Annotated in this window: 20 protein-coding genes; 4 read left to right on the top strand and 16 right to left on the bottom strand. The window is 46.6% G+C overall.

The annotated features are described in order from the left end of the window. Positions 1–5: 5 nt before the first annotated feature. From MHB82_RS12950 to MHB82_RS12930, 5 genes are all read right to left on the bottom strand, one after another. A complete protein-coding gene (locus tag MHB82_RS12950) occupies positions 6–851 on the bottom strand; it encodes a carbohydrate ABC transporter permease (RefSeq protein WP_110822392.1) in 846 nt (281 codons plus the stop codon). Positions 852–874: 23 nt separating this feature from the next. Continuing rightward, positions 875–1,756, bottom strand: coding sequence for a carbohydrate ABC transporter permease (locus MHB82_RS12945; RefSeq protein WP_095358348.1), 882 nt, complete (start codon positions 1,754–1,756; stop codon positions 875–877). A gap of 263 nt (positions 1,757–2,019) precedes the next feature. Then, on the bottom strand, positions 2,020–3,333 hold the full coding sequence (locus MHB82_RS12940; RefSeq protein WP_341176633.1) for an ABC transporter substrate-binding protein: 1,314 nt from the start codon (positions 3,331–3,333) through the stop codon (positions 2,020–2,022). A gap of 153 nt (positions 3,334–3,486) precedes the next feature. Then, the gene (locus tag MHB82_RS12935; protein ID WP_110822393.1) at positions 3,487–4,242 is read right to left on the bottom strand and encodes a response regulator transcription factor; all 756 of its coding nucleotides are present in this window, start codon (positions 4,240–4,242) and stop codon (positions 3,487–3,489) included. Positions 4,243–4,260: 18 nt separating this feature from the next. Next, positions 4,261–6,063: a sensor histidine kinase gene (locus MHB82_RS12930; RefSeq protein ID WP_341174848.1), complete on the bottom strand. Its 1,803-nt coding sequence runs from the start codon at positions 6,061–6,063 to the stop codon at positions 4,261–4,263. 450 nt (positions 6,064–6,513) lie between these two features. Between MHB82_RS12930 and MHB82_RS12925 the strand changes: the two genes are divergently transcribed. Further along, entirely contained in the window at positions 6,514–8,238 is a 1,725-nt protein-coding gene (locus tag MHB82_RS12925; RefSeq protein ID WP_341174847.1) for a cellulase family glycosylhydrolase, read from the top strand. A gap of 126 nt (positions 8,239–8,364) precedes the next feature. Next, entirely contained in the window at positions 8,365–9,264 is a 900-nt protein-coding gene (locus tag MHB82_RS12920; protein ID WP_181429961.1) for a manganese catalase family protein, read from the top strand. A 71-nt stretch (positions 9,265–9,335) separates the two neighbouring features. On the opposite strand, the gene MHB82_RS12915 is transcribed toward MHB82_RS12920, so the two are convergent. After that, complete coding sequence (locus MHB82_RS12915) at positions 9,336–9,725, bottom strand: hypothetical protein (protein ID WP_341174846.1); 390 nt, start codon at positions 9,723–9,725, stop codon at positions 9,336–9,338. Positions 9,726–10,203: 478 nt separating this feature from the next. Between MHB82_RS12915 and MHB82_RS12910 the strand changes: the two genes are divergently transcribed. Further along, positions 10,204–10,596: a hypothetical protein gene (locus MHB82_RS12910; protein WP_341174845.1), complete on the top strand. Its 393-nt coding sequence runs from the start codon at positions 10,204–10,206 to the stop codon at positions 10,594–10,596. An 84-nt stretch (positions 10,597–10,680) separates the two neighbouring features. Here MHB82_RS12910 and MHB82_RS12905 read toward each other — a convergent pair whose 3' ends face one another. The 3 genes from MHB82_RS12905 to MHB82_RS12895 all read right to left on the bottom strand — a co-directional run bounded on the left by MHB82_RS12905 (position 10,681) and on the right by MHB82_RS12895 (position 15,298). Continuing rightward, complete coding sequence (locus tag MHB82_RS12905) at positions 10,681–12,645, bottom strand: sucrose-specific PTS transporter subunit IIBC (RefSeq protein WP_341174844.1); 1,965 nt, start codon at positions 12,643–12,645, stop codon at positions 10,681–10,683. 26 nt (positions 12,646–12,671) lie between these two features. Next, positions 12,672–14,147: a glycoside hydrolase family 32 protein gene (locus tag MHB82_RS12900; RefSeq protein WP_341174843.1), complete on the bottom strand. Its 1,476-nt coding sequence runs from the start codon at positions 14,145–14,147 to the stop codon at positions 12,672–12,674. A 161-nt stretch (positions 14,148–14,308) separates the two neighbouring features. Then, entirely contained in the window at positions 14,309–15,298 is a 990-nt protein-coding gene (locus tag MHB82_RS12895) for a LacI family DNA-binding transcriptional regulator (RefSeq protein WP_095358357.1), read from the bottom strand. A gap of 540 nt (positions 15,299–15,838) precedes the next feature. On the opposite strand from MHB82_RS12895, the gene MHB82_RS12890 reads away from it, so the two are divergent. Continuing rightward, positions 15,839–16,918 (top strand): bifunctional 3-deoxy-7-phosphoheptulonate synthase/chorismate mutase, encoded by a 1,080-nt coding sequence (locus MHB82_RS12890; RefSeq protein WP_095358358.1) that lies wholly within the window; start codon positions 15,839–15,841, stop codon positions 16,916–16,918. A 122-nt stretch (positions 16,919–17,040) separates the two neighbouring features. On the opposite strand, the gene MHB82_RS12885 is transcribed toward MHB82_RS12890, so the two are convergent. From MHB82_RS12885 to MHB82_RS12855, 7 genes are all read right to left on the bottom strand, one after another. After that, a complete protein-coding gene (locus tag MHB82_RS12885; RefSeq protein ID WP_095358359.1) occupies positions 17,041–18,714 on the bottom strand; it encodes a ribonuclease J in 1,674 nt (557 codons plus the stop codon). 204 nt (positions 18,715–18,918) lie between these two features. Then, positions 18,919–20,190 (bottom strand): L-rhamnose isomerase, encoded by a 1,272-nt coding sequence (gene rhaA, locus MHB82_RS12880; protein ID WP_095358360.1) that lies wholly within the window; start codon positions 20,188–20,190, stop codon positions 18,919–18,921. Positions 20,191–20,207: 17 nt separating this feature from the next. After that, a complete protein-coding gene (locus MHB82_RS12875) occupies positions 20,208–22,277 on the bottom strand; it encodes a bifunctional aldolase/short-chain dehydrogenase (RefSeq protein ID WP_095358361.1) in 2,070 nt (689 codons plus the stop codon). A gap of 255 nt (positions 22,278–22,532) precedes the next feature. After that, entirely contained in the window at positions 22,533–23,513 is a 981-nt protein-coding gene (locus MHB82_RS12870; RefSeq protein ID WP_095358362.1) for a glycoside hydrolase family 5 protein, read from the bottom strand. A 271-nt stretch (positions 23,514–23,784) separates the two neighbouring features. Next, positions 23,785–24,495, bottom strand: coding sequence for a trehalose operon repressor (treR, locus tag MHB82_RS12865; protein WP_095358363.1), 711 nt, complete (start codon positions 24,493–24,495; stop codon positions 23,785–23,787). Positions 24,496–24,607: 112 nt separating this feature from the next. Continuing rightward, positions 24,608–25,261 (bottom strand): carboxylesterase family protein, encoded by a 654-nt coding sequence (locus tag MHB82_RS12860; RefSeq protein ID WP_110822407.1) that lies wholly within the window; start codon positions 25,259–25,261, stop codon positions 24,608–24,610. A gap of 16 nt (positions 25,262–25,277) precedes the next feature. After that, a complete protein-coding gene (locus MHB82_RS12855; RefSeq protein ID WP_341174842.1) occupies positions 25,278–26,294 on the bottom strand; it encodes an SDR family oxidoreductase in 1,017 nt (338 codons plus the stop codon). Positions 26,295–26,388: the final 94 nt, after the last annotated feature.

Raw genomic sequence — 26,388 nt, 5'->3', positions numbered from 1 at the left:
GTTCATCACCCTTTCACGGCAGAATTGGTCAACCCCTGAATGATGTAACGCTGCCCTATAGCAAATACAATGATCATGGGGATAATCCCCGCTGAAGCAGCAGCCATCATGCCATTATAATCCACCGTATTTTCCAATATGAAATTTTGCAGTCCCAGAGGTACCGTATACAGATTCTCGTCGATCAGAAATACAAGTGCATTCTCATAGTCGTTCCACTGCCAGGAAAAATCAATAATGGCCAGTGTGGCAAGCGCCGGCTTGGCAAGCGGAAGAATCAGGCGAAAGAATATGCGGAAATGTCCCGCACCATCAATAAAGGCTGACTCCGATATTTCATTCGGAATGGACAGGAAGAATTGACGAAGCATGAACACCCCGAAAATGGTGAACAAACCAGGCAGAATCAATGCCAGATGTGTATTATAGATTCCCGCCCACTCAAACATGATAAACTTCGGAACGAAAAGCACTTGCGGCGGAATCATCATCATCGACAGATAGAGCAGAAACAGCGTATTCCGACCCTTGAATTCAATTCGGGCGAATCCGTATGCGGCAAAAGCGGAAAGAAATGTCGCGCCTACCATGCCAATGATGGATATCTTGAGTGAATTCAAATAATACGTGGCGAAGCTTTTGGCGCCTGACCATACTTTTTGATGATGCTCCCAGGTCAGATTGGATGGAATCCATTCAATCGGATACTTAAAAACTTCAGCAGGTGTCTTCAGCGAGGTGCTGATCATCCATAGAAAAGGAATAATCATGACCACGGCCAGAGCCAACATGATGATGGTGATGAACAAACTGCTTGGCTGCAGGATGGATAGGCGTTTTTTGATTTCCATTTCTTCGGTCTCCTCTCATCATTTTAATAATGGACCCAGCGTTTTTGCCCTACCCACTGAAGAACGGTAATCAGCAGAATAATGGCGAACAGTGCCCAGGAGACCGTAGCGGCGTACCCCATGTCGTAATAACGGAACGCATTCTGGTATACATACAAAGACAGGATGGTTGTACTATTACCAGGTCCCCCCTGTGTCGTGGCCTGGATGATTCCGAACGTTTTGATAGCCATGATCAGTCCGGTAATTAGCAGCAGAAATGTGGTTGGACTAACCAGAGGCCATATGATTCTGCGCAAAATCTGAAGCGGTCTCGCTCCATCGATCTTGGCTGCTTCCAGCAGTTCGGATGACACTTCCTGTAAGGCAGCAAGGTAAATAATCATGTTGTAGCCCAGCATAAACCAGATCCAGATGATATCGATGGCGTACATGGAAGAGGTTGTCGTGGAAAGCCATCCCGGTGGGTTATCTACGCCAATACTGCGCAAGAAACCGTTGATCGGACCCTGATTCGGCTGAAACAGCAGCATCCAGACAAATGCCACGGCCACTCCGCTCGTGATATAAGGCATAAAGTACAACCCGCGCAGCAGCTTTTTCAGATAAATCTTTTGATTCAGGATCACGGCTACAATAAAACCAAGCACAATTGAGACAGGTACGGCGAGCAAAAATATCAGGGTATTACGCAAGGATAGAAAGAACAGCGGGTCTTTCATCAGTCGCTTGATATTGTCCAAACCTATAAACGTCATATCCGGGTTCATAAATTTGTAGTCCGTGAACATGAGACCAAAAGAGTAGATGGCCGGGATCAGGAAAAAAAGCAAAACGCCCAGCATGTTTGGACCGACAAAAATATATCCCAGCATGCGCTGTCTTCTCATCCAGTTGTTGTGCATTGTTCTTCGCCTCGTTTCTTCCAGGGATAACCCAAGTCTACCAACCCGGCAATGTTCCCATAAGTAACAAATCCACCTTGTTCATAAAACAGAATGATGCAAAAAATGCTTTGCCACAGGCGGTCCGATCATAGAGAAACATCAATTTGTTCTATTCCGCAAATGCCTATCCCTCTGCTGTCAAAACAAAGAGACTGCCACCATAAATATGGAGCAGTCTCGATATTTCAACCTTTTGGAGTACACGAATAATGTTGCTCTTTTTATTTGGCCGTCTTGAGATAATCATTATGTCTGGAGACCATTGCGGAGATCGTTGTGTCCAGATCCTGTACGCCCAGAAAATACTTTTCGTACTCCTGCGCTCGCAAATCCATCACTTCCTGAGGCACAGTCCGGACATAGGTTGGGGTTTGATAATCAAACATGACATACATGAGTGACTCCAGATCATACGTATCTTTCTTGTCCCCAAGCATGCTCTCCATCGCCTTATCCTGATCTGCATCCTTGGAAGCTGGGAATCGTCCTCCCTCAGCCATTGGGGCCATGCCGCCATCCGCATACCACTTCAGAAATTCCCAGGCTGCTTCCTGATGTTTCGATTTGGCATTAATGGAGATGTAATCACCCAGTCCACCTCGCATAACATAGCCTTCCTTATCTTCAGACAAACGCGGTACTGGTGCGAAGGCGATGGTGAAATCCCGCGGGTAATCGGTAAAATTGTTCGAGCTGCGTAGAAGCCATGCGCCAATGTTAAGCATAGGTACTTCCCCGCTCAGAAACATCTGCTCCACAGGCATTTTCGACGTCAGCTGCTCTCCGAGCGGCGGTGTCGTTTTATCCTCAGCCATCATGGCATTCAGGGTTTCCAACCATTTTCTCACCATGGGATGATCCAGGTTAGACGTTCCGTCTGCTTTGGTATACCCTTCCTGTGACAGGACGGAATCCATCGAATCAACGAACGGTTCTGTGTTTTGAATGAACCCATATCCACTATCCTTTTTTAGCTTTTTCGCATATTCTCTCATCTCATCCCAGGTCCAGTCCTTCGGGACAGGCAGATTGGCCGCATCGAGTGCTTCCTTGTTCAGTGCTACGAAATAGGTGCTCTTCGTGGTAGGGACACCATAATACTTCCCATCAATTTTCCAACCCTCCGCATCAGGACCCATTTTCTCGTCGATGTTGTAGTCGGTGAAGGAACTCAGGTCAGCCGCAGCACCGGATGCTACCCTCTTGGCCGTATGGGAAATCGTATAGTTCACAAATAAATCCACATCCTGACCTGTCATGATGGCGGTATCCAATTTAAGATTGCCTTCGTCATCATTCACATAACGCACGTATTCAATCTGTGTTTCGGGATGCTCCTTGTTCCACACATCGATGACTGCCTGCGGCCCCGCTTCAGGCGGCACGCCTCCCCACATTTTCAATTTGACTGTATCACCCGCATTGTCAGACGCACCGGTCTGAGCATTGGAACCTGAATCATTGGAACAACCTGCGATCATGCCCACAACAAGGACAAGTGATACCATTCGTGCTACCAAGCCTTTTTTTCTCACCAAGAGACGACCCCCTCGTAAATTCTGGATTGAAGTTTGCAACTTAAGGATAGCAAATGAGTGAGAATGGTCGTAAGTAACAGAATCATGATTGCCATGGAACAGAAATACACATTTGAAACCGTTATCATCCTTCAGTCAAGTCATTTTGTTCTATTTCTGATGACGATACTGACTCGGGGTTGTACCCGTCATTCGTTTGAAGATTTTGATAAAATAATTATCGTTCATAAAACCGACCTGGTGGCCAATCTGGTTCACAGGCCAATCGGTATCCGTCAGATACTCGATCGCTTTGTTAATTCGTGTTCGATGCAAATAATGAATCAGCGTCTCCCCGGTCTTCTTTTTAAACAGGGCACTCACGTAGTTTTCCCCCATCATGACGTAACGTGCGAGGAACTTCAGTGTAATATCCTGATCATAATGCTGTTCAATGTATTGGATGATCTTATTCACTTCCGGATGTGTAATTTTCTCCTTGGGCGCTGTGGACGCGGGACGAATGGCCCGCTCTTGTGGCACTCCGTTACTCGATAATTCCTTGCTTACCTTAACAAGGGTTTCCCGCAAATCCTTCACACTCATCGACAACTTCAGAATGTAATTGGAAGCTCCGTATTCCATCGCCTGCCGCATGGATTCAAAATCGCCCATACATGTCAGCATGACAAATTTGGATTGGATGCCAGCCTTCCTTGTTTCCTGAAGTAACATTAATCCGTCCATCTGCGGCATGACAATGTCACACAGAACAAGATCCGGAGGATCCTGCTTAATCATTGGTAACGCTTCCAATCCATTGCTTGCTTCTCCTGCTAGCGTGAACCCCATGTCCTCCCAACGAATGATCTCCTTCACGGACTCCCGGACGAATGTCTCATCTTCTACCAGTAATACTTTCCACATCGTAGTCCCTCCATTCCGTTAATCCTCGTCATTCTTGTTGCCCAGGTTTTGGTTCGCATATGGTTCGGACAACAAAACAGGCAGATGAATCCGGCACAGTGTACCCTGTTCCAACGAGATCACCTCGAGCTCGCCTTTGTCCTTGAATAGAAGTCTTAGTCGCTCCCTTATATTCTGCAGCCCAATACTCGGTCTCTGACGACCCTGCTCCCTGTTATTCTTCGAATGATCCATTCCTACCCCGTTATCCTCGACCTCCAGCGTCAAACGATCAGGCACAGCTGTATTTCTAAACATCCGGATCTGGATCCGGCCTCCCTCTGACATATTGCCAATCCCGTGGCGAATCGCATTGTCAATCAAAGGCTGCAGACTGAGCTTGGGAACCAGGGCATACAGCAGCTCTTCGTCATAACTGAACTCTATAGCAAACACATTTCCATATCTGACTTGTTGGATATACAGAAAAGCTCGCGTCAGATCCATTTCATCACGTAGGAGAATGAGATCCACATCTGAATTGAGACTGGTTTCCAGCAATTTACCGAGTGAAAGACATATTTCCACCGTTTCTTCATTCCCGTTCCGCAGGCCGATCCATTTCAATGTATTGAGCGTATTGAGCAGAAAATGTGGATTCATCTGAGCCAGAAGCATCTGAAAATGGACGGCATCCTTCTGCCTTTCTTCGGCACGAAGCTGTTGAACCAGTCGGTTCATGTCTACCATCATCGTATTGAAGGTCCGTGTAAGATCCAGCACCTCTCCCCGGTGATTCTCCTCTGGCAGACGTATGCGGAGATCCTTGCCAACTGCTTCTTTCATCTTGACTTGTAGACGGGATAACGGCCTTGTAAATGTATAAGCAATCATGAAAGCAATAGCAATAAAAAGGGCCGTGATGGCATAAAAAGTTGCGAAATAATGCTTCTTGAGACTTTCAATCTCACCAAACAACAATTGTAAGGGAATGCGGTTTATCATATACCAATCCAGTGAAGGCAGATAACTATAGTTAATGAGTGACTCACTGGATTTGTCAGTCCAGTATCCATTACTCGGCTCGCGGGAAACCTCCCGAACAACTTCAACAGGCAGCTTAGATTCGGAGTTGGAACGAGCAATCACTTCACCCTGGCGGGTCATGATAAAGTAGAGCTGGTCACTCTCGGACTTCTGCAATACAGACTGAAACCAGTAGGAGAAATCAATACTGATTCTTGCCAGTCCGTATGTATTGTTATTCCGGTCACGCAGTTTGGCGTACAAGGATAACAGGGTTGGGCTCCTGGTCACATCACGAGATACGTAATTCTCATCATTCGATGTCCACACATATGAGGTTCCGCTGTCCTGAAGAGCCAAAAAGGAACGATCCGAGGCAACAGTTTCATAATCTAGCGGGACCTTGGGCTGATATGAGGTGTAGATATGCCCGTCTTCATCGAGCAGCGTAAAATAAACAGATGGATTGTAGAGAAAAAAACTGTTATTCAATCCTTTGAATTTGTCCTCCATACGCTCCTTGTTATCCAGGACGTTGCGCTCGCCAGGGTTTTGCAGAATTCGGCGAACCTCGGAATCCTGTTCCAGGAAGATCAATGTTTTGAAAGCGATACTGAGCTGATCTTCCAGCGACTGGTGGAGATTATCCAGCTGTTCATGACTCTGTTCACTGATCTTCTGCTGCACAAGCGATTCAATTTTTTCGTAGTTGTACAGATTGAGAATGCTGAATGGAAGCAGAATGACAAGCGCGAATCCTGCAAACAAACGGTATTTGAGCTTGTGGGGGATCATCCATCCCAGCCACTTCCGCATATGAACCGACTCCTTTTGCAGCCCTCTGGTGAACTTATTATATCACCCTGTTCATGCAGCTGGACGGCTGATTTTGCTAACGATATCTTCATTTTAAAGAACCCTGCACTCGAGTCATAGAAACATATTTCTCATTGCATAGAACATATCTACACATTAAAGCCCGCTTCTCTTCGAAAACTTATGCTTTCATATACGAAAAGTTCGTTCATCCTATTATCGTGAAATGGATCACTAATTTACAACTGATTTCTGTTCCAATTGTGATGGTATTCGCTTCTTTTATTCTATGTTATATTAACATCTACGAAAACGCTTTCAATACATATTCTGGAGGTGATCCTTCCTTCGTACAACCTGTCTGGACTGTTTTATAACTGAGCTTTTTCTCCATCTGAGCAAGCATAATTTATCAGTTCAACTATTCCAAGAATGAAGGAGATACTGTTAATGAAGAAAAATCGTAAAAATGTTCTATCCCTCACACTGATCACAGCACTGATTCTGTCTCTGTTCTCTTCTGCCATGGCCTCTGCAGCTCCTGATCACAAAGGCAAGCCAAGTAAACCTGCTGCCCCAACCAAAATCCAGTCCTACGTCAGCGCCATGGAACCAGGCTGGAATTTGGGTAATTCGCTCGACGCTGTGGGCGAAGATGAGACGGCCTGGGGTAACCCGCGGATTACCAAGGAACTGATCAAGCAGATTGCCAAGCAAGGTTATAAGAGCATTCGCATTCCTGTGACCTGGGAAGCCCACATCGGCGACGCACCCGACTACACCATCGATCCCGCCTACATGAACCGTGTACAGGAAGTTGTGGATTGGGCACTCGATGCCAATCTCTATGTCATGCTTAATATCCACCATGATTCCTGGCGATGGGTCAGTTACATGGAGCAGGATCATGACGCTGTGCTAGCACGCTATAATTCCGTATGGACCCAGATTGCCAAACAATTCAGAAATGCTCCTTCCAAGCTGATGTTCGAAAGTATTAACGAGCCCCGTTTCACAGAAGGTGGAACAACCGATGCCGCTGTCGGGTACCGTATGCTCGATGAGCTTAATACTTCTTTTCATCAAATTGTAAGGTCTTCTGGCGGAAACAACAAGACACGTCCACTCGTACTCCCAACGATGCACACCTCATCCGCACAAGCCGATCTGGATGCATTAAATGAGACGATCACGAAATTAAACGATCCTAACATTATTGCAACAGTTCACTATTATGGCTTCTGGCCATTTAGTGTGAACATCGCTGGTTTTACCAAGTTTAATGAAGAAGTACAAAAAGACATCACGGATACATTCGATCGCGTATACAACGCTTTTGTAGCCAAAGGCATTCCAGTTATTGTAGGTGAATATGGCTTGCTGGGCTTTGATCAGCATACGGGTGTCATCGAACAAGGTGAGAAACTGAAATTCTTCGAATTCGTTGGACAGTATCTGCGTCAAAAGAAGATGACCACTATGCTGTGGGATAACGGGCAGCATTTCAGTCGTACAAACTATACTTGGTCTGACCCTGATCTCTATAATACGATGAAAGCGAGCTGGAAAGGTCGTTCGTCCACAGCCGAATCCGATCTGGTGCACCTCAAAAAAGGAGCAGCCGTTCAAGATCAAACGATCCGATTGAATCTGAATGGAAACACCTTCAAATCCCTGGTTAACGGTAACAAGAAACTGTCTAAAGGCAAGGATTACACGATTAAGGATAACGTGCTGACCCTTAAATCCAGTCTGTTAACCAAACTGACCGCTTCCGGCAATCTTGGTGTCAATGCGAAGCTTACAGCGAAATTCAACAAAGGCGCCGACTGGAACCTGAATATCATTACGTATGATACGCCTGTGCTGGGCGATGTTACAGGAACTACCGATTCTTTTGCAATTCCAACCACATTTAACGGAAACCAGCTGGCCACGATGGAAGCGACTTATGCCACAGGAGGTAACGCCGGGCCGCAAAACTGGACATCCTTCAAGGAGTTCTCTTACACCTTTAGCCCGGATTATAGCCGCAATATTATTGAACTCAAACCAAACTTCTTCAACGAAACCAATGATGGTGAGGTTATTCTCAAATTCCACTTCTGGAGTGGAGAAGTACTCACCTACAAAATAACGAAGGACGGCACAAGTGTTGTTGGTAAAACGTCCTAGTCACAAATGCGAACGTTCTGTTCAGAGCAAGGCTCTGACAGAACGTTTTTGTTTTGACCAAAGTCCGAATAACGTACAAGTCATGCCTCATACCTTTACAGTAATTTGGCTTGAGGAGGCAATATCATGTTTAAACGGGTAGACCGCCTTGCAATTGAACTGCCGATCTCCAATAACCCGGACCCCAATGGAGCAAGCGCAGTCCAGGAACTGCTTGGTGGAAAGTTCGGCGAGATGTCCACGTTAAACAACTATATGTTTCAGTCCTTCAACTTCCGGGGCAAAAAAAAGCTGCGTGCCTTTTATGACATTGTGGCAAGTATTACAGCTGAAGAATTCGGTCATGTGGAGCTTGTCGCCAATACCATTAATCTGATGCTGGTTGGTACTACTACTCCAGGAGACCCTGATACCACCCCGCTTCGTGCAGGTAAGGATGCTCGAATCACTTCACATTTCATTGAATCGGCTCAGACTGCGCTCCCGTTTGATTCCATGGGCAGACCCTGGAACGGTTCATATGTCGTGAACAGCGGCAATCTAATCTTCGACCTGCTGCATAATTTTTTCCTCGAATGTGGTGCACGTACCCACAAGATGAGAGTGTACGAGATGACGGATCATCCAACTGCCCGGGAGATGACCGGTTATCTGCTCGTCCGTGGTGGCGTACATATTCTCGCTTATGCCAAAGCGCTGCAGATTGCAACTGGCGTTGATGTGACCAAGATGTTCCCTATTCCCCGCCTGGACAATAAGGTGTTTGATACGACCCGGAAATGGGAAGCCATGGGTGAACATCGTAGGCTTTACACCTTTAGTGACAAGGACTACCAGAACATCGCCCAGATCTGGAAAGGCACACATCCGACAGATGGCGGAAAACTGGAGGCATTCGCAGGGCTGCCCGGACACAGTGGCGCTATTCCCGATCTGCCGGACCTACCGGAAGAATTCGCCCCTGGCGTCTCTGCGGAAGATCTGTTACAGATTGCAGAACGGCTGAAGCGGCAAGCAGGATTGTAGAGCCGAACATATGTCAAGCGGTCATCTCATTATTCGAGATCACCGCTTGTTATTTTTGCATGAACGTCCTATCACAATACAAACGATATATCCCCACTTCGGCTGTGTATGACATATGAGGCTCCCAACCCGCGGTAAACCAGCTGAACCGGATTCAGGCTGCTTGTAACTACATAAAGCCGCTGCGGGCACCAGCTATGGCATAATTGAATGTCCTGACAGCACTCTGGCAGATTTCTTTCAAATACAAAGGCATGTTTCACCGCACAATCTATAGTAACGGGCGTCTTGTCTGCCGAACCAGAGGGATAGAGGCGATACACAGAGATTTTATCGATCAATTCAATCAGCTGCTGCTCCTCTTCTGGATTGTGGACAAGCACGATTACATCCATTCCTCTCTTCAGCAATAAACGAACAAACTCCATTCCTGCTGAGCTCTGTCCCGTTGAAACCAACATTACAGCGTCCTCCGCCATCGTACTCCCTCACCTTCGTCTCCAAGCCAGCAATAATAAATATCCGCTAGCACGGTATGAGCGAATCATAGTCCTGTACTTGCAGGGCTGCAAGGCAGTTAGGGAACGATTTACTGCGTAAATCAGCCAATTCTGACGAAACTCAAGTTCATTTTAACCATAATCTACTCCTGGCTTCATCTAGCTTCAATTTACCGTGGAGGAAATAAGCCAAGGGAATAAACGGATGTAATCAGCAAAAATAGCAGACTGATCCCGATTTAATCGCTTACATCACGGAAATGTCCATCCGGAAGCACTTAAATGCGGTAAATAAAAGACCCCCGACATTTTACTTCATCGTCACTCAGCCGTAACATAAACCAATGGTTGAAGAACTTAAAATCGCATACATTCGATGGAGGTCGGTGGCGTGTTTCCGAGTTGTAAACTCATAAATCAAATAACAATAAACCATGAAATGAAGATTACTTCCATGGAAATCATTCGGTACGATATGCGAAAGCTGCCCTTACTCCCCCACAAACATTCAGACAGCTACTGTGGATTGTTCAAAATTTCATGTGGAGCCATTCACGGATTTGCAGAATTTAATTTACCGAGAGGTTCAGAGCCCGCCGATCTGGTCAAATGGGCTACGGTATTCGGAGGGTTAAAAGGGCTGGAACCGAAGCAAGCTATCCACTACATCACCGAGCACCAATGTCTGTGGGGAGAGGTTCGTGCTCATTTTCTTCTAAAATGCCTGGACAATCTGATCTTCAATCTGGATAACTGCGGGAATTTGCCTATGAGCCAGGAACAGGTGCGTGCCTTTTTGATGGAATATGCACTCACCTATTATTCGTTTTAATACACTTGTTACATGAAGGAATAGCAAAAAAAGCAGGCAATGAGCCTGGTCAAATTCATCAGCTCTCTCTGCCTGCTTTGTTCATTATTGTTTAAACTTCACGACAAGGATGTTGTCCCCATTCGCCTGTACGCTGCCAATCTTGGCCGTCTGCACTTCTTCTATCATTTCATTTCCGTTCGGGATCAGAACGGGAGTGATGAGTGGCAGCCCCGCAGCCTGGATTGCGTTCATGTCGAACTCAATCAATAACTGTCCAGCGGTGACTACCTCTCCGCTTTGGACATGAGCGGTAAAGCCCTCTCCCTTTAGACCTACGGTATTGATTCCAACGTGAACAAGCATCTGCAGGCCAGTCTCATGCTCCAGAATAACAGCGTGTTTACTCTTGTTCATCACATGGGCTACGACGCCATCAAAAGGTGCGAACACTCTACCCTCCGTAGGCTCAATGGCAATCCCCTCTCCCATATGCTTCTCTGAAAATGCAGGATCAGGCACGTTGGCCAAAGCCACCGCTGTACCGGTCATCGGCGAAGCAATTTCTAACATATCCACCTGAGGCCGATGTACAGCTGTTTGATTGATACGATCATCCATACCTGCGGTTTGGACAGCCGAAGGATCACTCTCATTGCCACTCTTCGTTGTCTCTTCTACAGCAAATGGCTGATCCTTGTAACCGAAGAACCAGGTTAACGCAAAGGCCACACCCACAGCAACCACATTCACAAGAATGTACAGAGGCAGCTGACTGTTCAGATACAGCAATGTACCCGGAATCACCGTTACGGCCATGCCTGTGCCCTTCAGATGGAACAAGGATGCGAGAAAACCACCGACTCCGCCACCAATCAGTCCCATAATGAACGGTTTCATGAAGCGCAAGTTTACCCCAAAAATGGCAGGTTCACTAATCCCGAGAAAAGCGGATAAGGACGATGGCAGGGCAAGTGCCTTGAGTTTCGTATTCTTTGTTTTTAATCCTACCGCTAAACAAGCGGCTCCTTGTGCAGCCATTGCAGAAGTTACGATGGCGTTGAACGGATTATAACCGGTTTTCTCCAGCAGCTGGATTTCCAAAAAATTAAAGATATGATGCACACCGGTAACGACAATAATCTGATTGAAGAAACCAATAATTAATCCGGCAATACCGAATGGAAGGTCCAGGACAGCTGTCGTCCCATGCAGCACCCACTCTTCAAGCGAATGAAAGACAGGACCGATGGCAAAGAGTCCCAATGTGATCATAACCGTTAGTGTGATAAAAGGCGTGAGGATCAGGTCCAGTGCCTCCGGCACGCGTCTTCTCAGAACCTTTTCGAACTTCGCTCCAATAAGTCCCACAAAAAATGCAGGTAAAACGGACCCCTGATAGCCTACAACGGGTATAAATCCGAACATGTGCAATGCTTGAGCCGATCCATCTGCCACAGCATAAGCATTCGGCAGTGCCGGATTGACAAGCATCAGTCCGAGCACAATCCCGAGCACAGGGCTGCCGCCAAATACGCGGAATGCAGACCAGGCCACCAGTGCAGGCAGGAATGCGAATGCAGTGTCCGTCAGAACTTGCGTAAACAACAGGAAATTGGGCGAAATGTCCTCAGGGGTTGCACCGAACAAGGACAATATTTCATTCTGGGTAAGCAGTCCGCGCAGCCCCATGAACAACCCTGTAGCCACCAGTACAGGAATAATAGGTACGAACACATCTCCGAACGTGCGGATTGCTCGTTGAAATGCATTGCCTTCCTTTTTCCCCTGATTCTTCACATCTTCCTTGGAGGTACCTTCGATTCCAAGCTTCTCGACCTCTTCAAAGATCCGGTTCACGGTACCTGTCCCAAAAATAATCTGATACTGTCCGGAATTGAAGAAGGCACCCTTGACCTTGTCTATATTCTCGACCTGCTTCTGATCGATTTTCTCTTTGTCATTCACCATAATGCGAAGACGTGTCGCGCAATGGGCAAATGATGCGATGTTATCTTTGCCCCCAATGGCTTGAATGACTTCCTTGGCTATTTGTTGGTTATCCGACATGGTATTTCATTCCCCTCACCTGATATCTAGTAATCCCATTTGGTCGCTTTGAACTCAGCCTTGCCTCCACTCGCAAAAAAACGAATTCCCGTACTTTCGGGGCTTGGGAAAATTCGGCTTGTGAATACCTCTTCCCCATCATTGACAAATATTTCAACCGATGACGTATCTACAAACAGTTGTAACTTGATCCGATCTCCGTTCAGTTTGCACTGGCGTACCGTGCCATTCATGCCCCCCATTGGAGCACCTGATAAGGTTCGGTCCAGTATCAACTTTTGCTGGAGACGGTCGTATTGCAAAACAGTCTTTTCTTCACCGCCTGTTCGAAATTCAATCCCGAATCGTTCAGCATCAAAATGACTGATTTCACACTCCAGCTCATAGGCAGTGCCGCTGAATGCAGCAACACTTTCAGATCTGTTATCAAGTGTCGTTTGATAACGGTGCCCCTCGGATTGTTGACGCAATTTCTTCATCTCATCTACAGGCTGCTGAATGAGTTTGCTGTCTTTCAGGGACAACTGGCGCGGGATCGTAAGGCAATGTGCCCATCCGCTCGCATCGGTTGGATACTCCACATCCGGAAGTCCCATCCATCCAATCAATATGCGTCTTCCGTCCGGCGCTTCCATCGATTGTGGCGCATAGAAATCGAACCCGCGATCCAATTCCTGAAAAGAATCGTGATCAAACTCTCTCGTCTGTAGATTCAATGGCTCACCAATCAGGTAACCTGACTGAAAAATGTTGTTGTACAAATCCCCTTCACCTTCGATACCCTGCGGTGAAAAAAGAAGCACGCCTCTGCCATTCATCTCCAAGTAATCTGGACACTCCCACATATAGCCGAATTGCGAGAGCTGTGTCTGAATCTCACCCAGAAACTCCCACGCGGTGAGGTTGGATGATCGATACAACACCGCGCATCCTGTCATGTCTGTCCGCTGTGCTCCGATTACACAATAATAGGTATCCCCATCCTGCCAAACCTTCGGGTCCCTGAAATGCTCTGTGTACCCGGACGGTACTGACGATATAACCGGCTGCTCGGCTTTCACAACTGAACCGCTTTCATCCATGATCGCCAAGCATTGAAACGGATGTCTGATCCATGCTTCATCCCTGGTATTGCCTGTATAGAGCAAATGCAGCTTGTCATCCTTGACAATGGCACTTCCTGAGTAAGCTCCGTGCGAATCGAACTTATCACCGGGACGGATGCCGATGCCCACCTGCTCCCAGTTCACAAGATCTGTCGAGCGAACATGATACCAATATTTCATTCCGTGCTCTGTTCCCAGAGGAAACCATTGATAGAAGAGATGATAGTGTCCTTGGTAGTATGAGAATCCGTTAGGATCATTGAGTAAACCCGTAACAGGTTGAATATGATAGGATTGTCTCCACGAGCAAGCGGAAATCAACGCTTTCAGCTTATCAATCTCTCCTTCTTCCGCCTGCTCAATGAATCGGTAGCGCTGCTCTCTGGTCATTTTCATAACATATCTCCTAACCTTGCCTAAAATCATTACATTGAAGAGGAACCGGTTCCAACGCAAATAAAAAAATAATTCCACGGCATACAGCCAAAACCACTATTCCAATTCGAGTATCTCAAACGAATGGAACCGGTTCGATGGAATTATCATAAAGGATACGTTTATACGTTGTCAACGCTTTCTCGGGGAATCAATTCCACATCAAGTATAGTTTGCTTCCCTACCGGCTCACCTGTAACCTGACGAATCATATGGCTCGCAGCCAGTTTACCGGCCTGCAAATAATGAAATTTCACTGTTGTCAGCGCCGGATGAATCATTTCCGTGATATCGTATCCGCCAAATCCAGCTACTGACAATTCATGAGGTATTCGAATCTTGTTAGAGAAAGCAGTCTTCATAACACCAAGTGCGATGTTATCCGTGGCACCTACAATGATGCTCGGTTTATTGTCCCGAAGAATGGCTTCTGCTGTAACGATCGCTTCGGACATTTTGAAGCTTGTCTCATAGTAGGTAACATTACACAGATCCCCGCCATTTTCGGCGATGGCACGCTGAAATCCCTGTCTGCGATGTATGCCGACGGCCTGGTCCCTCTCCGTTACTCCAATATAAACAATCTGGCGATGCCCCTTCTCCACCACATATTTGCCCATATCGTATCCGGCCTGGTCATCGTTGTGAACCAGACTATGCAGACGTTCATGCTGTTGTCCCACCAATAACACCGGAATGCCAATCTCTTCGACTGCCTTCAGATGTGCTTCAGTCACTTCTGCGGCAAGCAGAATAATGCCGGATACCTTCTGCCTTGCAAAATCATAAATGGCGTCGATCTCGCGGTGCATATCCTGGCTTGTATTGGCAATCAACATCTGGTACTGATTGGTTCTTAATTCCTCATCTATGCCGATAAGCGTCTGTGAAGTTGCAAATGAGTCCAGCCGCGGGACGACTGTTCCGATAATACTGGTTTTCTTCGCTTTGAGGCTCTGTGCAAAGGTGTTCGGTACGTAATTATATTGTTTGATAATGCGCTCAATCTTCTGACGTGTATCTTCACTGACCGAACCGCCATTCAGAAAACGGGAAACGGTGCTTTTGGCCACGCCGGCCAGTTGAGCGATATCAGAAATGGTTTTGTTCATAGTTACTCCTCTTGTGTACAGCTTAAAAATGAAAATGGATAAAGCACCCTTCTTATTATACTTGGTTGACGTCAATGTGGCGAATAGCATTGTGCTGCAGTACAGCGTTATTGATGTGCGGCATCACTTCAATTCATTGCATGTATATGGTGTACATGCTAGTATAACTTCAATTCATATCGTGCACGATGGAATACTAACATATCAATAAACAGTTTACAGGCTATGACGGAAAGAGTAAGCGGAATCTGGCGTTGATTACAGGGACGTGGTGCCAAAGACTGAGAGCACCCGAGGCAACCATCCGCCGAAGTTCACTCCCGAGCCGATTGCTGAAAAGCGGCTTCTTCAAGAGTCAGCTTCTAGGACAATCCGTTCCTTGCGTTAAAAGGTCAAAGTGAGATTCGGCATGCCTGCAATCAGGCTGAACCGTTTCTAATTAGGGTGGTACCACGGCTTCTTCGTCCCTTGCGGATGAAGGGCTTTTTTGTTTTTCAATAAAATGAATTCATATCCAACGTAATGGAGGAGTGGTTGTAAATGGACGAGAACAAATCCTTGGAACAATTACGAAGCCGATTGAATGAGATTAACCATGATCTGCTTCACTTACTATCAGAGCGGGCGCAAATCACACAGGAAATTGGTCAGATCAAGGAAAAACAGGGCGTTCCCAAGTTTGACCCCGTTCGTGAGAAAGAAATGCTCGAAGAATTGACGGCAGCCAATCCTGGGCCTTTCCATGATGATGCCATCAAGCTGCTGTTCAAGCAGATCTTTCAGGCTTCGCTGCATTTGCAGGTCGACGATCACAAGAAACAGCTTCTCGTTAGCCGTAAAAACCAGCAGGAGGATACGATCGTTTCCATTGGTGACATTCAGGTTGGGGCGGGCAAACCAATAATGATTGCCGGACCTTGTTCCGTCGAGAGTTACGAGCAAGTCCGGGAGGTTGCCAAAGCTTTGAAAGAAGCCGGGATCTCGGTTATGCGCGGCGGAGCGTTTAAACCACGTACCTCTCCATATGATTTTCAGGGCCTAGGGATTGAAGGACTGAAAATTCTCAAGGAAGTGGCTGACGAGTTCGGTCTCAAAACGATCAGTGAGATTGTGCATCCAGGCCATATCGAGCTGGCAGCGGATTACATCGATGTGATCCAGATCGGTGCCCGAAACATGCAAAACTTCGAGTTGCTCAAAGCAGCAGGCGACGCTCGTATTCCGATTTTGCTAAAACGAGGGTTGGCAGCAACCATTGATGAATTCGTGCATGCTGCGGAGTATGTCGTGTCCCGTGGGAATAAACAAGTCATGCTGATCGAACGAGGGATTCGCACTTATGAAAAAGCCACACGCAATACCCTTGATATCTCTGCCGTTCCTATTCTAAAACAGGAAACCCATCTTCCCGTTTTGGTGGATGTAACCCACTCTACCGGACGCAAAGATATTCTGGCTCCATGCGCCAAAGCTGCTCTGGCGGCTGGTGCCGACGGCGTTATGGTGGAAGTGCATCCCAATCCAGCGGTCGCGCTATCCGATAGTGCGCAGCAGTTGAACATCGAACAATTCCATCAGTTCTTCTCCTCTGTGAGACAATCCGGTTTATTGAAGGATTAATAGTCGCAGAAGATAGTGAACAGAATTTTTTAATCAAACAATAAACAAAAAGCCTGAAGGAGTTGCCTATTCATTAAATATGAATGAGCATTCCTCAGGCTTTTTCTTATTCTAACCATTTTTCATACCTCTATGATAATAGGCAGGATCATCGGTCTTCGTTTCGTCTGGGCATAAATGTAATGTCCGATCTCGTCCTTAAGCTTTCTTTTGATGACATTCCACTGGTTCACTCCGGCTCCGGTCAATTCTTCCATTCTGGACAGTACCAGGGCATGAATCTCCTGCATAAATTCCTCCGAGTCTTTCACAAACACGAATCCTCTGGAAATGATCTCTGGAGATGTGACCATTTGCTTCTCCGTTTTGCTAAGTGTCGTCACAATGACTAGCATACCGTCTGACGATAACTGTCTGCGATCCCGAAGCACAATATTACCTACATCCCCCATAATCAAGCCGTCAACCAGACTGTTGCCTGAAGCGATTTTGGGACCCGGTGATGCCTCGCCGTCCTTGTACTGAATCATGTCACCATTATTTACGATAAATACGTGATCCGGGTCTATGCCAACCGCTTCAGCCAGCAATCGGTGCTGGTACAGCATGCGGAATTCGCCGTGGATAGGAACCAGATAATCCGGCTTCATGAGTGTAAGCATCAGCTTTAGCTCTTCCTGACTGCCATGCCCCGATACATGCATTCCCCCCGACCCGCTCGAACCATATAGTACTCTTGCTCCCAGTACATACAGGTTATCAATAACGTGGGCTAAATTGCGTTCGTTGCCCGGAATTGCTCCTGCTGCAATAATGACGGTGTCACCTGCTGCCACTCTCACATGAGGGTGCTTACCTGTTGCGAGCCGAGACAGTGCAGCCATAGGTTCACCTTGGCTTCCCGTACAGAGAATGACCACTTGTTCGGGAGGAAACTGATCCACATCGATCGCTTCAATCAGCAGACCATCAGGAACATCAAGGTATCCCAGTTCACTGGCAACCGACACGACGTTAACCATGCTTCTGCCCAGCAAGGCCAGTTTGCGCCCAGTCTCAAAGGTGGCATTCACAATTTGCTGGACCCGGCTGACATTAGAAGCGAAGGTGGAGATAAATATTTTTTGCCTGGCTCGAATAAATGCATCCAGAATACGATCACCTACAACTCGCTCCGAGGGTGTAAATCCAGGCCGTTCAGCATTCGTACTCTCGGACAGCAATAGATGAACGCCCTGTTTACCAATCTCAGCCATTCGATACAGGTCAGGATAAGGCCCATTCACGGGTGACATGTCGAACTTGAAATCGCCGGTATGTACCACATTTCCACCAGGTGTACGGAAGAAGACACCCAGGCAGTCCGGGATACTGTGGCTCGTTGCAAAAAAGGAAACGTCGATATCCCCCAGCTTTACAGTGGAGTGAGCATCGATTGTATGAAGATCTGCCGTTCGCAGCATGTTATGCTCTTTCAGCTTCAGTTCAATCAACCCTCGGGTAAGCCTGGATGCATATACAGGGATATTCATTTGTTTCAGAAAATAGGGTATGCCCCCAATGTGATCTTCGTGTCCATGAGTAACCACAAGTGCTCTCACTTGGTCCAGATTCTCCAGCAAGTAGGAGACGTCCGGAATAATCAGATCGATGCCCGGCAAGGTCTCATCCGGAAATTTGGAACCACAATCGATGACGATAATATCCTTGTTGTACTGAATAATGTACATGTTCTTACCAATTTCGTTTACGCCGCCAAGTGCAGCGACATACAACTTATTGTGGGCTAGATTCAATTTGAAGCATCCTCCTTTTCGCTTTGCTGCAGTAGCTGGGCTATTCTATAAGTCTGTTTATGTATTTGTAGTATGTTATTTCTCGGTTTACTTATGCATCGTGAATGATTGCAACGCCAAAAAGCCCGCAATGGAACGCAGGCTCCAATGCGGACTTTTATCAGTTTAGGATGAAGTAATACAAAATTGCTTTACAAGATTAAGTTAAACGAGCGATTTACCACGCTGCAGCAAAACATCTTCTTCATAGGTTTTGATCTCGGAGATCCATTTCTCGCGAACAGGCACTCCCTGCTGGGCACAATAATAATCCCAGATGGCACCAAATGGATAGGATTTGAATTCTTCAGTCAGTGCAAGCCGAACCGTATAATCACCTTGCAGTTCAGCGGCTTTTAGTGCATCCACCGGTTCCAGCATGGCACGCAGCAGAGCTTTGATCGTGTTACGCGTTCCAACAACCCAAGCCGCTACCCGATTGATACTGGCATCAAAGAAATCAAGACCCACATGCGTCGTTGGCAACAGGTCGTGACGAACAAGTTCGCGTGCAATTTCCAACAGTTCATCGTCCATAATGACGACATGGTCACTATCCCAACGCATTGGACGGCTCACATGCAGCAGAATGCCACTTGTAAAGAGTGCAAGGGAGGACAGCTTGTTGGAGATGACCTCTGTGGGATGGAAATGGCCTGCATCCAAGCAGATCAAGGTATCATTTTGCAATCCATATCCCATATAAAACTCGTGTGACCCAACCACGTAAGCTTCCGAACCAAGGCCGAACAGTTTACTCTCAACCGCGTCCAGATTATGCTTCGGATCAAGCTTCTCTGCAAATACTTGATCCAACGAATCCTTAAGGCGTTTGCGTGGTGTCATGCGATCAACCGGATTATCCTTGAAGCCATCAGGAACCCAAACGTTGGTTACGCACGTCTGGCCTAATTGCTCGCCGAAATAAGCGCCGATGCGCCGAGACGCCTTGCAGTGATCAATCCAGAACTTGCGGATCTCCGGATCAGGATGACTCAGTGTAAACCCGTCGCTCGATTTCTCGTGAGAAAAACACGTCGGGTTGAAATCAAGCCCCAGTCCCTGCTCCTTCGCCCATTGCACCCATTTCTCATAATGCTTGGGTTCAATCTGATCCAGCTCCACTTTTTCGTCCGTATCGGTATAGATCGCATGCAGATTGACCTTATGCTTGCCTGGTATCAGCGAAAAGGCCTGTTCCAGATCCGCCCGAAGTTCAGCAGGAGTGGTTGCTGCACCCGGATATTGACCTGTAACGGAAATGCCTCCCGTCAACTCTCCATCCTGGTTCAAAAAGCCTTTCACATCATCACCTTGCCAGCAATGCACAGATACCTTGATCTCTGCAAGCTTCTCCAATACTTCATCCGTATCAATTCCATGCTGGGCATATAACAATTTGGCTGCTTCATACGCTTGCTTGACTTGGTTATCCATTCGCAGAAACCCTCCTCTTAACGTGTAAATGCTGCCGGTACACCGCCATCAATGGTCATCATGCATCCGGTTGTTTTCTCGGATTTGGAAGAAGCAAAGAAGGCAATTCCTTCCGCAATATCTTTCGGATAAATATTTACGAGCAATGTCGTACGCTTACGGTAGTACTCCTCCAGTTGATCGGGCTCAATACCATACGCTGCCGCACGTTCGTTTCTCCAGGAACCATTCCAGATCGCAGACCCTTGCAGAATCGCGTCAGGAAGTATCGTGTTGACACGAATGCCATATTCGCCGCCTTCAGCTGCAATACAACGTGCAAGGTGAGCTTCAAGGGCTTTCGCCGAGCTGTATGCCGATGCACTTTTACCAGCATAGACCGAGTTTTTCGACCCGATGAAGACCATACTGCCGCCTATTCCCTGCTGTTTCATCAGCTTGAACGCTTCACGGGCAACGAGGAAGTATCCGGTACCCAGCACATTCATGTTGAGGTTCCATTCCTTCAGGGATGTTTCGTCAAATGGACTCGATGTGGCAAGACCCGCATTGTTAACGATAATGTCCACTCCACCATATTGTACAGCTACTTCAGCGTATGCCGATTGCACAGCTGCCTCATCCGTTACATCCATTTTTAGCGCATATGCGCGATTAGCACCATATTGGTCATTGATTTCCTGGGCTACTTTTTGAGCCCCTTCCAGGTTCAGGTCAGCCAGAACGACGTGAGCCCCCTCGGATACCAGCCTGCGTGCAGTCTCACTGCCGATCCCACCGGCGCCACCTGTAATAAACGCTACTTTCCGGGAGAATTCCGTCTCGGCCGGTGCAAGGGACAATTTATACAATTCAAGCGGCCAGTATTCTACATTGTAAGACTCATTTGCACTAAGGGATACGAATTTACCCAGGCTCGTCGCGCCCCGCATGACGGCAATCGCACGGTGATACAGTGCTCCGCTTACTTGGGATAGCGCCCAGCTCTTGCCTGTGTTGATCATGCCCACACCCGGGATGAGAATAACGCGAGGGGCTGCTTCAAACATGACATCGCCGTCGTTTTTGTTGCTTTCAAAATACTGTTTGTACTGCTCTTTGTATTGAGCTACGCCTTCGGTCAGCTTGGCTTTCAGACCATCGATATCCTCGGCATCCGGCGTCCAGTCGATGAACAACGGAACGACTTTGGTATGTACCAGATGATCCGGGCATGCCGCCCCCACCTGTGACAGCTCTGGTGAATTGGCTCCACCGACAAAAGCAAGTACATCGTCCTGATCGTCATAGGACAGAATCATTTTTTTGCTATCCGATACTGCACCGCGGAGCGTTGGCATGATTTTGGCTACAATCTCACGCCGCACTTCAGCAGCAAGCGCCGGATGTTTAACGCCACCAAACAAACTTCCTTCATCCACACGAGCTTCAATGAACGCTTCCGCCTCATTGATAATCTTGATGGTCTGTGCGTAACATTCCTCGGACGTCTCTCCCCAAGTGACGAGTCCGTGCTTCTCCATTAGAACCAGTTCCGCATTCGGATTCGCGAATACGCTTTCAGCAATCATCTTGGATAATGTAAAACCTGGGCGAACATATGGGACCCATACAAACCGATCTCCATAAATCTCTCTCGCCAACTCTTTCCCGTTATCTGCACAGCACAGACTGATAATTGCATCCGGATGTGTGTGGTCCACATGGTTATATGGAAGAAATGCATGCAGCAAGGTCTCGATCGAAGCACGAGGGTGCTTGGAATCGATCATGCAATGACCCAAATATTCAACCATCTCTTCATCCGTCATTGATTCACGTTCAATCAGGGGACGAATGTCTTCCAGAGCCAGGCCTGTAAAATGCTTCGCTTGCATTGAGCCCAGGTCGGAGCCACTTCCTTTCACGTACATGACTTCTACATCACGTCCACGAAAATCCTTCACTGTTGTTTTGGTAGACGTATTTCCACCATAAATGTTGCATACACTGCGGTCTGCGCCAATCAGATTGGATCGGTAAACCAGCTGCTCAAGTCCCGTTGTTTGCTCAGAAGCCTGTGAAGAATTCCATAAACTCTGTACCATTCATTTCCCTCCGATAATGTTTGTTTTATTCCTAATCAGAGTTTAACATCTTTGTTTTGTTTTGAAAACAAAAGATTTTAAATATAAACGGAAATATTCAAAAGATCGATCTCCCTGCTAATTCGTTTAAATTAAAAGACACCCTGACGCTGCCGTCAGAGTGTCAAGAATGCAGTGAAAACCAGTAGAGTTTTAACATGCCGTTTAAAATTCAATCATGCTTACCGAACAATATCGATTGAAATAGGTATAGCTTTAAAAGATTCCCGCTTTTTGGGACGTGTTTTTAATTCCGTAAGTATCATTGACAACCGTATTACCATAGCTCGTCAAACTGCCGTTAGGTCCTGTTGCCAAATCAAGATAGTTTAATCCAGAGCTATTACCGTACCAAGACCATGCAAGCCATCCTACCCCTTTTTCCTGACCATATTTCATGATTGCATATTCATCGACATCTCCATTGGTGTGATATCCTCCGAACTCACCAATGATTAAGGCCAGCCCCTTATTCAGCACATTTTCCATATTGGATTTGACGGTGGCCGCATCCTTGCCTGCATACTCATACATGTGAATGGAAAACACCGTATTTTTCTGTGAATCCGCGGCGAATACGCTTTGTCCGTAATCGACGATCGATTGAGGGTACTGACCCCAGCCTGCTGCATCTACAATCAAGGTATTTTTAATACCCGCATCTCTTAATTTCGGAATAGCTTTTTTGTACCCGTCAGCCCACGCGCTTCCGTTCCATGTTCCGTACCACTCGTTTGCAATGTTTACAATAACCCGATCTTCCTTCCCGATCAGTGCTTCCTTGATGCTTATCCAGTAGTTGACCGCTGCATCCAACGAATTGTAGTCATCTTTCCCAGTGGCATCGTGTACTTCAAGCACAGCAATCATCTTGTTTGCATTTACGACATTAATGATGTTTTTTACGGAATTCAGATCATCCTTGGTGTATTGTGTACCGTTTGATAAAACAATTCGTACCGTATTGGCACCCGTTTTTGCGATCGCAGGGATAGCCGTGTTCAAATCATTTTTAAACCAGGAGTGCCCATGATTGATACCCCTCATGTAAAATGGTTTACCCGTAGAATCGTACAATTTGCCTCCATTCACGTAAAAACCTGTAGCTGCTGCGGCTTTGGGCGCCGCGCTCCCCAAAATGACAAACATCAGTGCTGCAATGACTGTTAAGATTGTACCCTTTTGCAACTTGGCCATGGCATATAACCTCCTGAGTTTTTTATATTTCAATTAACCCTACATAAGGCAACAGGTTAACTAAAATCAAATTTATCAACTAATAAATAAAGTTATAAGAATAAACAATTTTAAATATTATGTTTATAATTTACTTTATCGTTTAAGTTATGAGATTATAATAAAATGAAAACGCTTACTAGTCAACTCATTCTTAACTCTTTATGGAAAAAAAGAAATACCCGTCCAATGATGAAGAAGTGGACAGGCATTTCTTTTTGATCCAATACAATTATTTTCGTCTTGCAAAATCAACAAACCTGAATTTGTCCGGACGGTGCCGGGATTCCGTGAACTGAAAAGGACTCGCATCCTCCAGGTAGACCTGGCTGCGTACAACGACAACATTGTGGAAACCTTCCAGATCCATCAGTCTTCGATCTTCTTCGGTAGGCTCTTCCACCAAGATCTCTTTCTTGGCAAAAGAAATGGACAATCCGAGCTGATCCTCAATGTACTCGTAAATGGAATCATTACATATCTCTTTGGTTAATCCCGGAACAAGACGTTGACTGACATAGTCTTTGTCCAGAATGACACGTTCTCCATCCACATTTCTTACACGCACGATTTTCCACACTTGTTCGCCCATCCCAAAATGAATGGTTTTAAACAAGGCCTGATCTACCTTCAGTTCCTCTAGTTCCTCAACATGTGTTCTTGCCCGCTGTCCCATTTTCTTGGCCAGTTCCTTGAAGCTGACCAGTCCCGAAATGGGAAAATCAATCTTGCGGATATCCAATACAATGGATCCCTTACCCTGAATTTTCTGAATGTAACCTTCTTCATACAGCATTTTCAGCGCTTTGCGTATCGTCTCTCTGGACGTCTGATAGCTTTCGGACAAATCAAGCTCCGATGGCAGAAGCGAACCAGCCTCGATCTCTCCAGTCCGAATATGAGCTGCGATATCTTCGTAGATTCGGATAAACTTGTTATTCATCAGTCATCACCATAGTTCATTACCCTTTTTATCATATTAGCAACCTATTATAGCATTATTGGCAGGGTTAATGCACTTGGTGGTTCTACCAGCAAGGATGATACATAAAAGTTTACAAGGAGTGACTCAGAAACCACTTGTACAGGTCCGGATTGCTGTATGTCTCATCCCAAGCATTATGGTTCCCTTCCGGATAGACAGTCAGCTTCACGTTTGCCTCTATCGCTTCAAGGGCATCCACAATTCCTTGTGATTCCGAGAGAGGAACGACATCGTCCTTGGCACCGTGAAATGCCCAGATCGGCACATCACGTAAGGCTTCTGCTTTGGAAGGATCGATTCCCCCGCACACGGGGGCTACGGCAGCAAATACATGGGGATAGTCGATGGGTAGATGCCATGCCCCGTAACCGCCCATGCTTAATCCGGTAAGATATACTCTCTTCGGATCTGCAGGATAGTTCTCCAGCACATGTTCAACAATGGCATGCAGAGCTTCCTTTTCCATTGCCCAGAATTCATCCTCCGGACATTGAGGTGATATGACGATAAACGGAAAGCTCTTGTCCTGATCTACAATGTTCGGAAGTCCGTTCGCTTTCACCTTATTCAAATCACTGCCACGTTCGCCTGATCCGTGAAGAAACAGAATAACAGGCCACTTCTTATCTGCTGGTTGTTCTTCCGTATCCGGAATGTGCAGCAAGTAGTCCAATGTCAACGTTTTGGTTATTTCCTTGACGATTCGATGCCCCGTCTGGGTCATGACTGTCCCCTCACTTCTATTCTCTAATCTTCTTCAACGCTTCGTCCAGAGCTCCAACCACCTTGTCACACCAAACATCAAATTCAGGATCTTCGGTTTGCAGCTCTGGATGATCCAGCATATACTGTATCGTTTTCCGTATTCCCTGATCCGCTCTCGTTGTTGCTACAAATTCAGGTACAAGCCTCTTGAGTTTGCTATTGTCGAATACAACCGTATTGGCCTTATCTCCAAGCAAACCGCCGCGAAGGTCCTGATCACTGCATGCAGCCAGGAATTCTGAAGGGACATGAACCGCATTCAGCTTGACACCAAGTCCTCCAGCGATAATTTCATAGATTTGGTTCCACGTCACGGACTCGTCCGAGGTAATATGTACAGACTCACCAATGGCATGGATATTACCCATAAGACCGATAAAACCTTTGGCAAAATCACTATTATGCGTAATCGTCCATAGTGATGTGCCGTCACCGTGAATGATTACGGGTTTGCCTTCACGAATTCGCTTGAGAACCTGCCAGCTTCCTTTGGCACCATGCACGCCCAGAGGCACAGACAGGTCACCATACGTATGGCTTGGACGTACAATCGTCACCGGAAAACCATGCTCCCGGTACTGCTTCATCAGATAATCTTCGCAGGCGATTTTATTGCGTGAATACTCCCAGTAGGGATTGGATAATGGTGTGCCTTCCGTAATGCGATAGTCGGCAAGTGGTGTCTGATAAGCTGATGCCGAGCTTATGAATATGAACTGTTTGGTTTTGTCTTTAAATAAACGATAATCTCTCTCGAGCTGTGACGGTACAAAAGCTATAAAGTCTGCAACGACATCAAATTCAAGATCCACAATGAGTTCTGCCACCCGTTCTTCATCATTGATGTCGGCCTGCAGCACATTGACTTCCGCGGGCAGATCATCATTACGATTGCCCCGATTGATCAAGTAAAGCTCACAACCCTGACTCGCGAGCTGATGCGTAATTGCTGTACTGATTGTACCCGTTCCTCCAATAAATAGCGCTTTCATATTAAGCCACCTCCAGATGAAATGTCTCACAAGTCCATGATAGCACGCATGCAAAAGAGGAGCAAAGCCAGCTTGTCACCGACTCTGCTCCTCT

It is taken from the genome of Paenibacillus sp. FSL K6-2862 (genome assembly GCF_038005125.1).
Lineage (GTDB): Bacteria > Bacillota > Bacilli > Paenibacillales > Paenibacillaceae > Paenibacillus > Paenibacillus illinoisensis_A.
The sequence above is the reverse complement of the archived record's forward strand: the minus strand, read 5'-3'. Positions and strand labels throughout refer to the sequence as shown.

Bases quoted from the DNA above. Each gene is read 5' to 3' on its own strand.
- MHB82_RS12925 (WP_341174847.1), top strand. From the start codon at position 6,514: ATGAAGAAAAATCGTAAAAATGTTCTATCCCTCACACTGATCACAGCA.
- MHB82_RS12910 (WP_341174845.1), top strand. From the start codon at position 10,204: ATGAAGATTACTTCCATGGAAATCATTCGGTACGATATGCGAAAGCTG.
- MHB82_RS12905 (WP_341174844.1), bottom strand. From the start codon at position 12,645: ATGTCGGATAACCAACAAATAGCCAAGGAAGTCATTCAAGCCATTGGG.
- MHB82_RS12895 (WP_095358357.1), bottom strand. From the start codon at position 15,298: ATGAACAAAACCATTTCTGATATCGCTCAACTGGCCGGCGTGGCCAAA.
- MHB82_RS12935 (WP_110822393.1), bottom strand. From the start codon at position 4,242: ATGTGGAAAGTATTACTGGTAGAAGATGAGACATTCGTCCGGGAGTCC.
- MHB82_RS12870 (WP_095358362.1), bottom strand. From the start codon at position 23,513: ATGGCCAAGTTGCAAAAGGGTACAATCTTAACAGTCATTGCAGCACTG.
- rhaA (WP_095358360.1), bottom strand. From the start codon at position 20,190: ATGGATAACCAAGTCAAGCAAGCGTATGAAGCAGCCAAATTGTTATAT.
- treR (WP_095358363.1), bottom strand. From the start codon at position 24,495: ATGAATAACAAGTTTATCCGAATCTACGAAGATATCGCAGCTCATATT.
- MHB82_RS12930 (WP_341174848.1), bottom strand. From the start codon at position 6,063: ATGCGGAAGTGGCTGGGATGGATGATCCCCCACAAGCTCAAATACCGT.
- MHB82_RS12890 (WP_095358358.1), top strand. From the start codon at position 15,839: ATGGACGAGAACAAATCCTTGGAACAATTACGAAGCCGATTGAATGAG.
- MHB82_RS12860 (WP_110822407.1), bottom strand. From the start codon at position 25,261: ATGACCCAGACGGGGCATCGAATCGTCAAGGAAATAACCAAAACGTTG.
- MHB82_RS12915 (WP_341174846.1), bottom strand. From the start codon at position 9,725: ATGTTGGTTTCAACGGGACAGAGCTCAGCAGGAATGGAGTTTGTTCGT.
- MHB82_RS12900 (WP_341174843.1), bottom strand. From the start codon at position 14,147: ATGAAAATGACCAGAGAGCAGCGCTACCGATTCATTGAGCAGGCGGAA.
- MHB82_RS12875 (WP_095358361.1), bottom strand. From the start codon at position 22,277: ATGGTACAGAGTTTATGGAATTCTTCACAGGCTTCTGAGCAAACAACG.
- MHB82_RS12855 (WP_341174842.1), bottom strand. From the start codon at position 26,294: ATGAAAGCGCTATTTATTGGAGGAACGGGTACAATCAGTACAGCAATT.
- MHB82_RS12945 (WP_095358348.1), bottom strand. From the start codon at position 1,756: ATGCACAACAACTGGATGAGAAGACAGCGCATGCTGGGATATATTTTT.
- MHB82_RS12950 (WP_110822392.1), bottom strand. From the start codon at position 851: ATGGAAATCAAAAAACGCCTATCCATCCTGCAGCCAAGCAGTTTGTTC.
- MHB82_RS12920 (WP_181429961.1), top strand. From the start codon at position 8,365: ATGTTTAAACGGGTAGACCGCCTTGCAATTGAACTGCCGATCTCCAAT.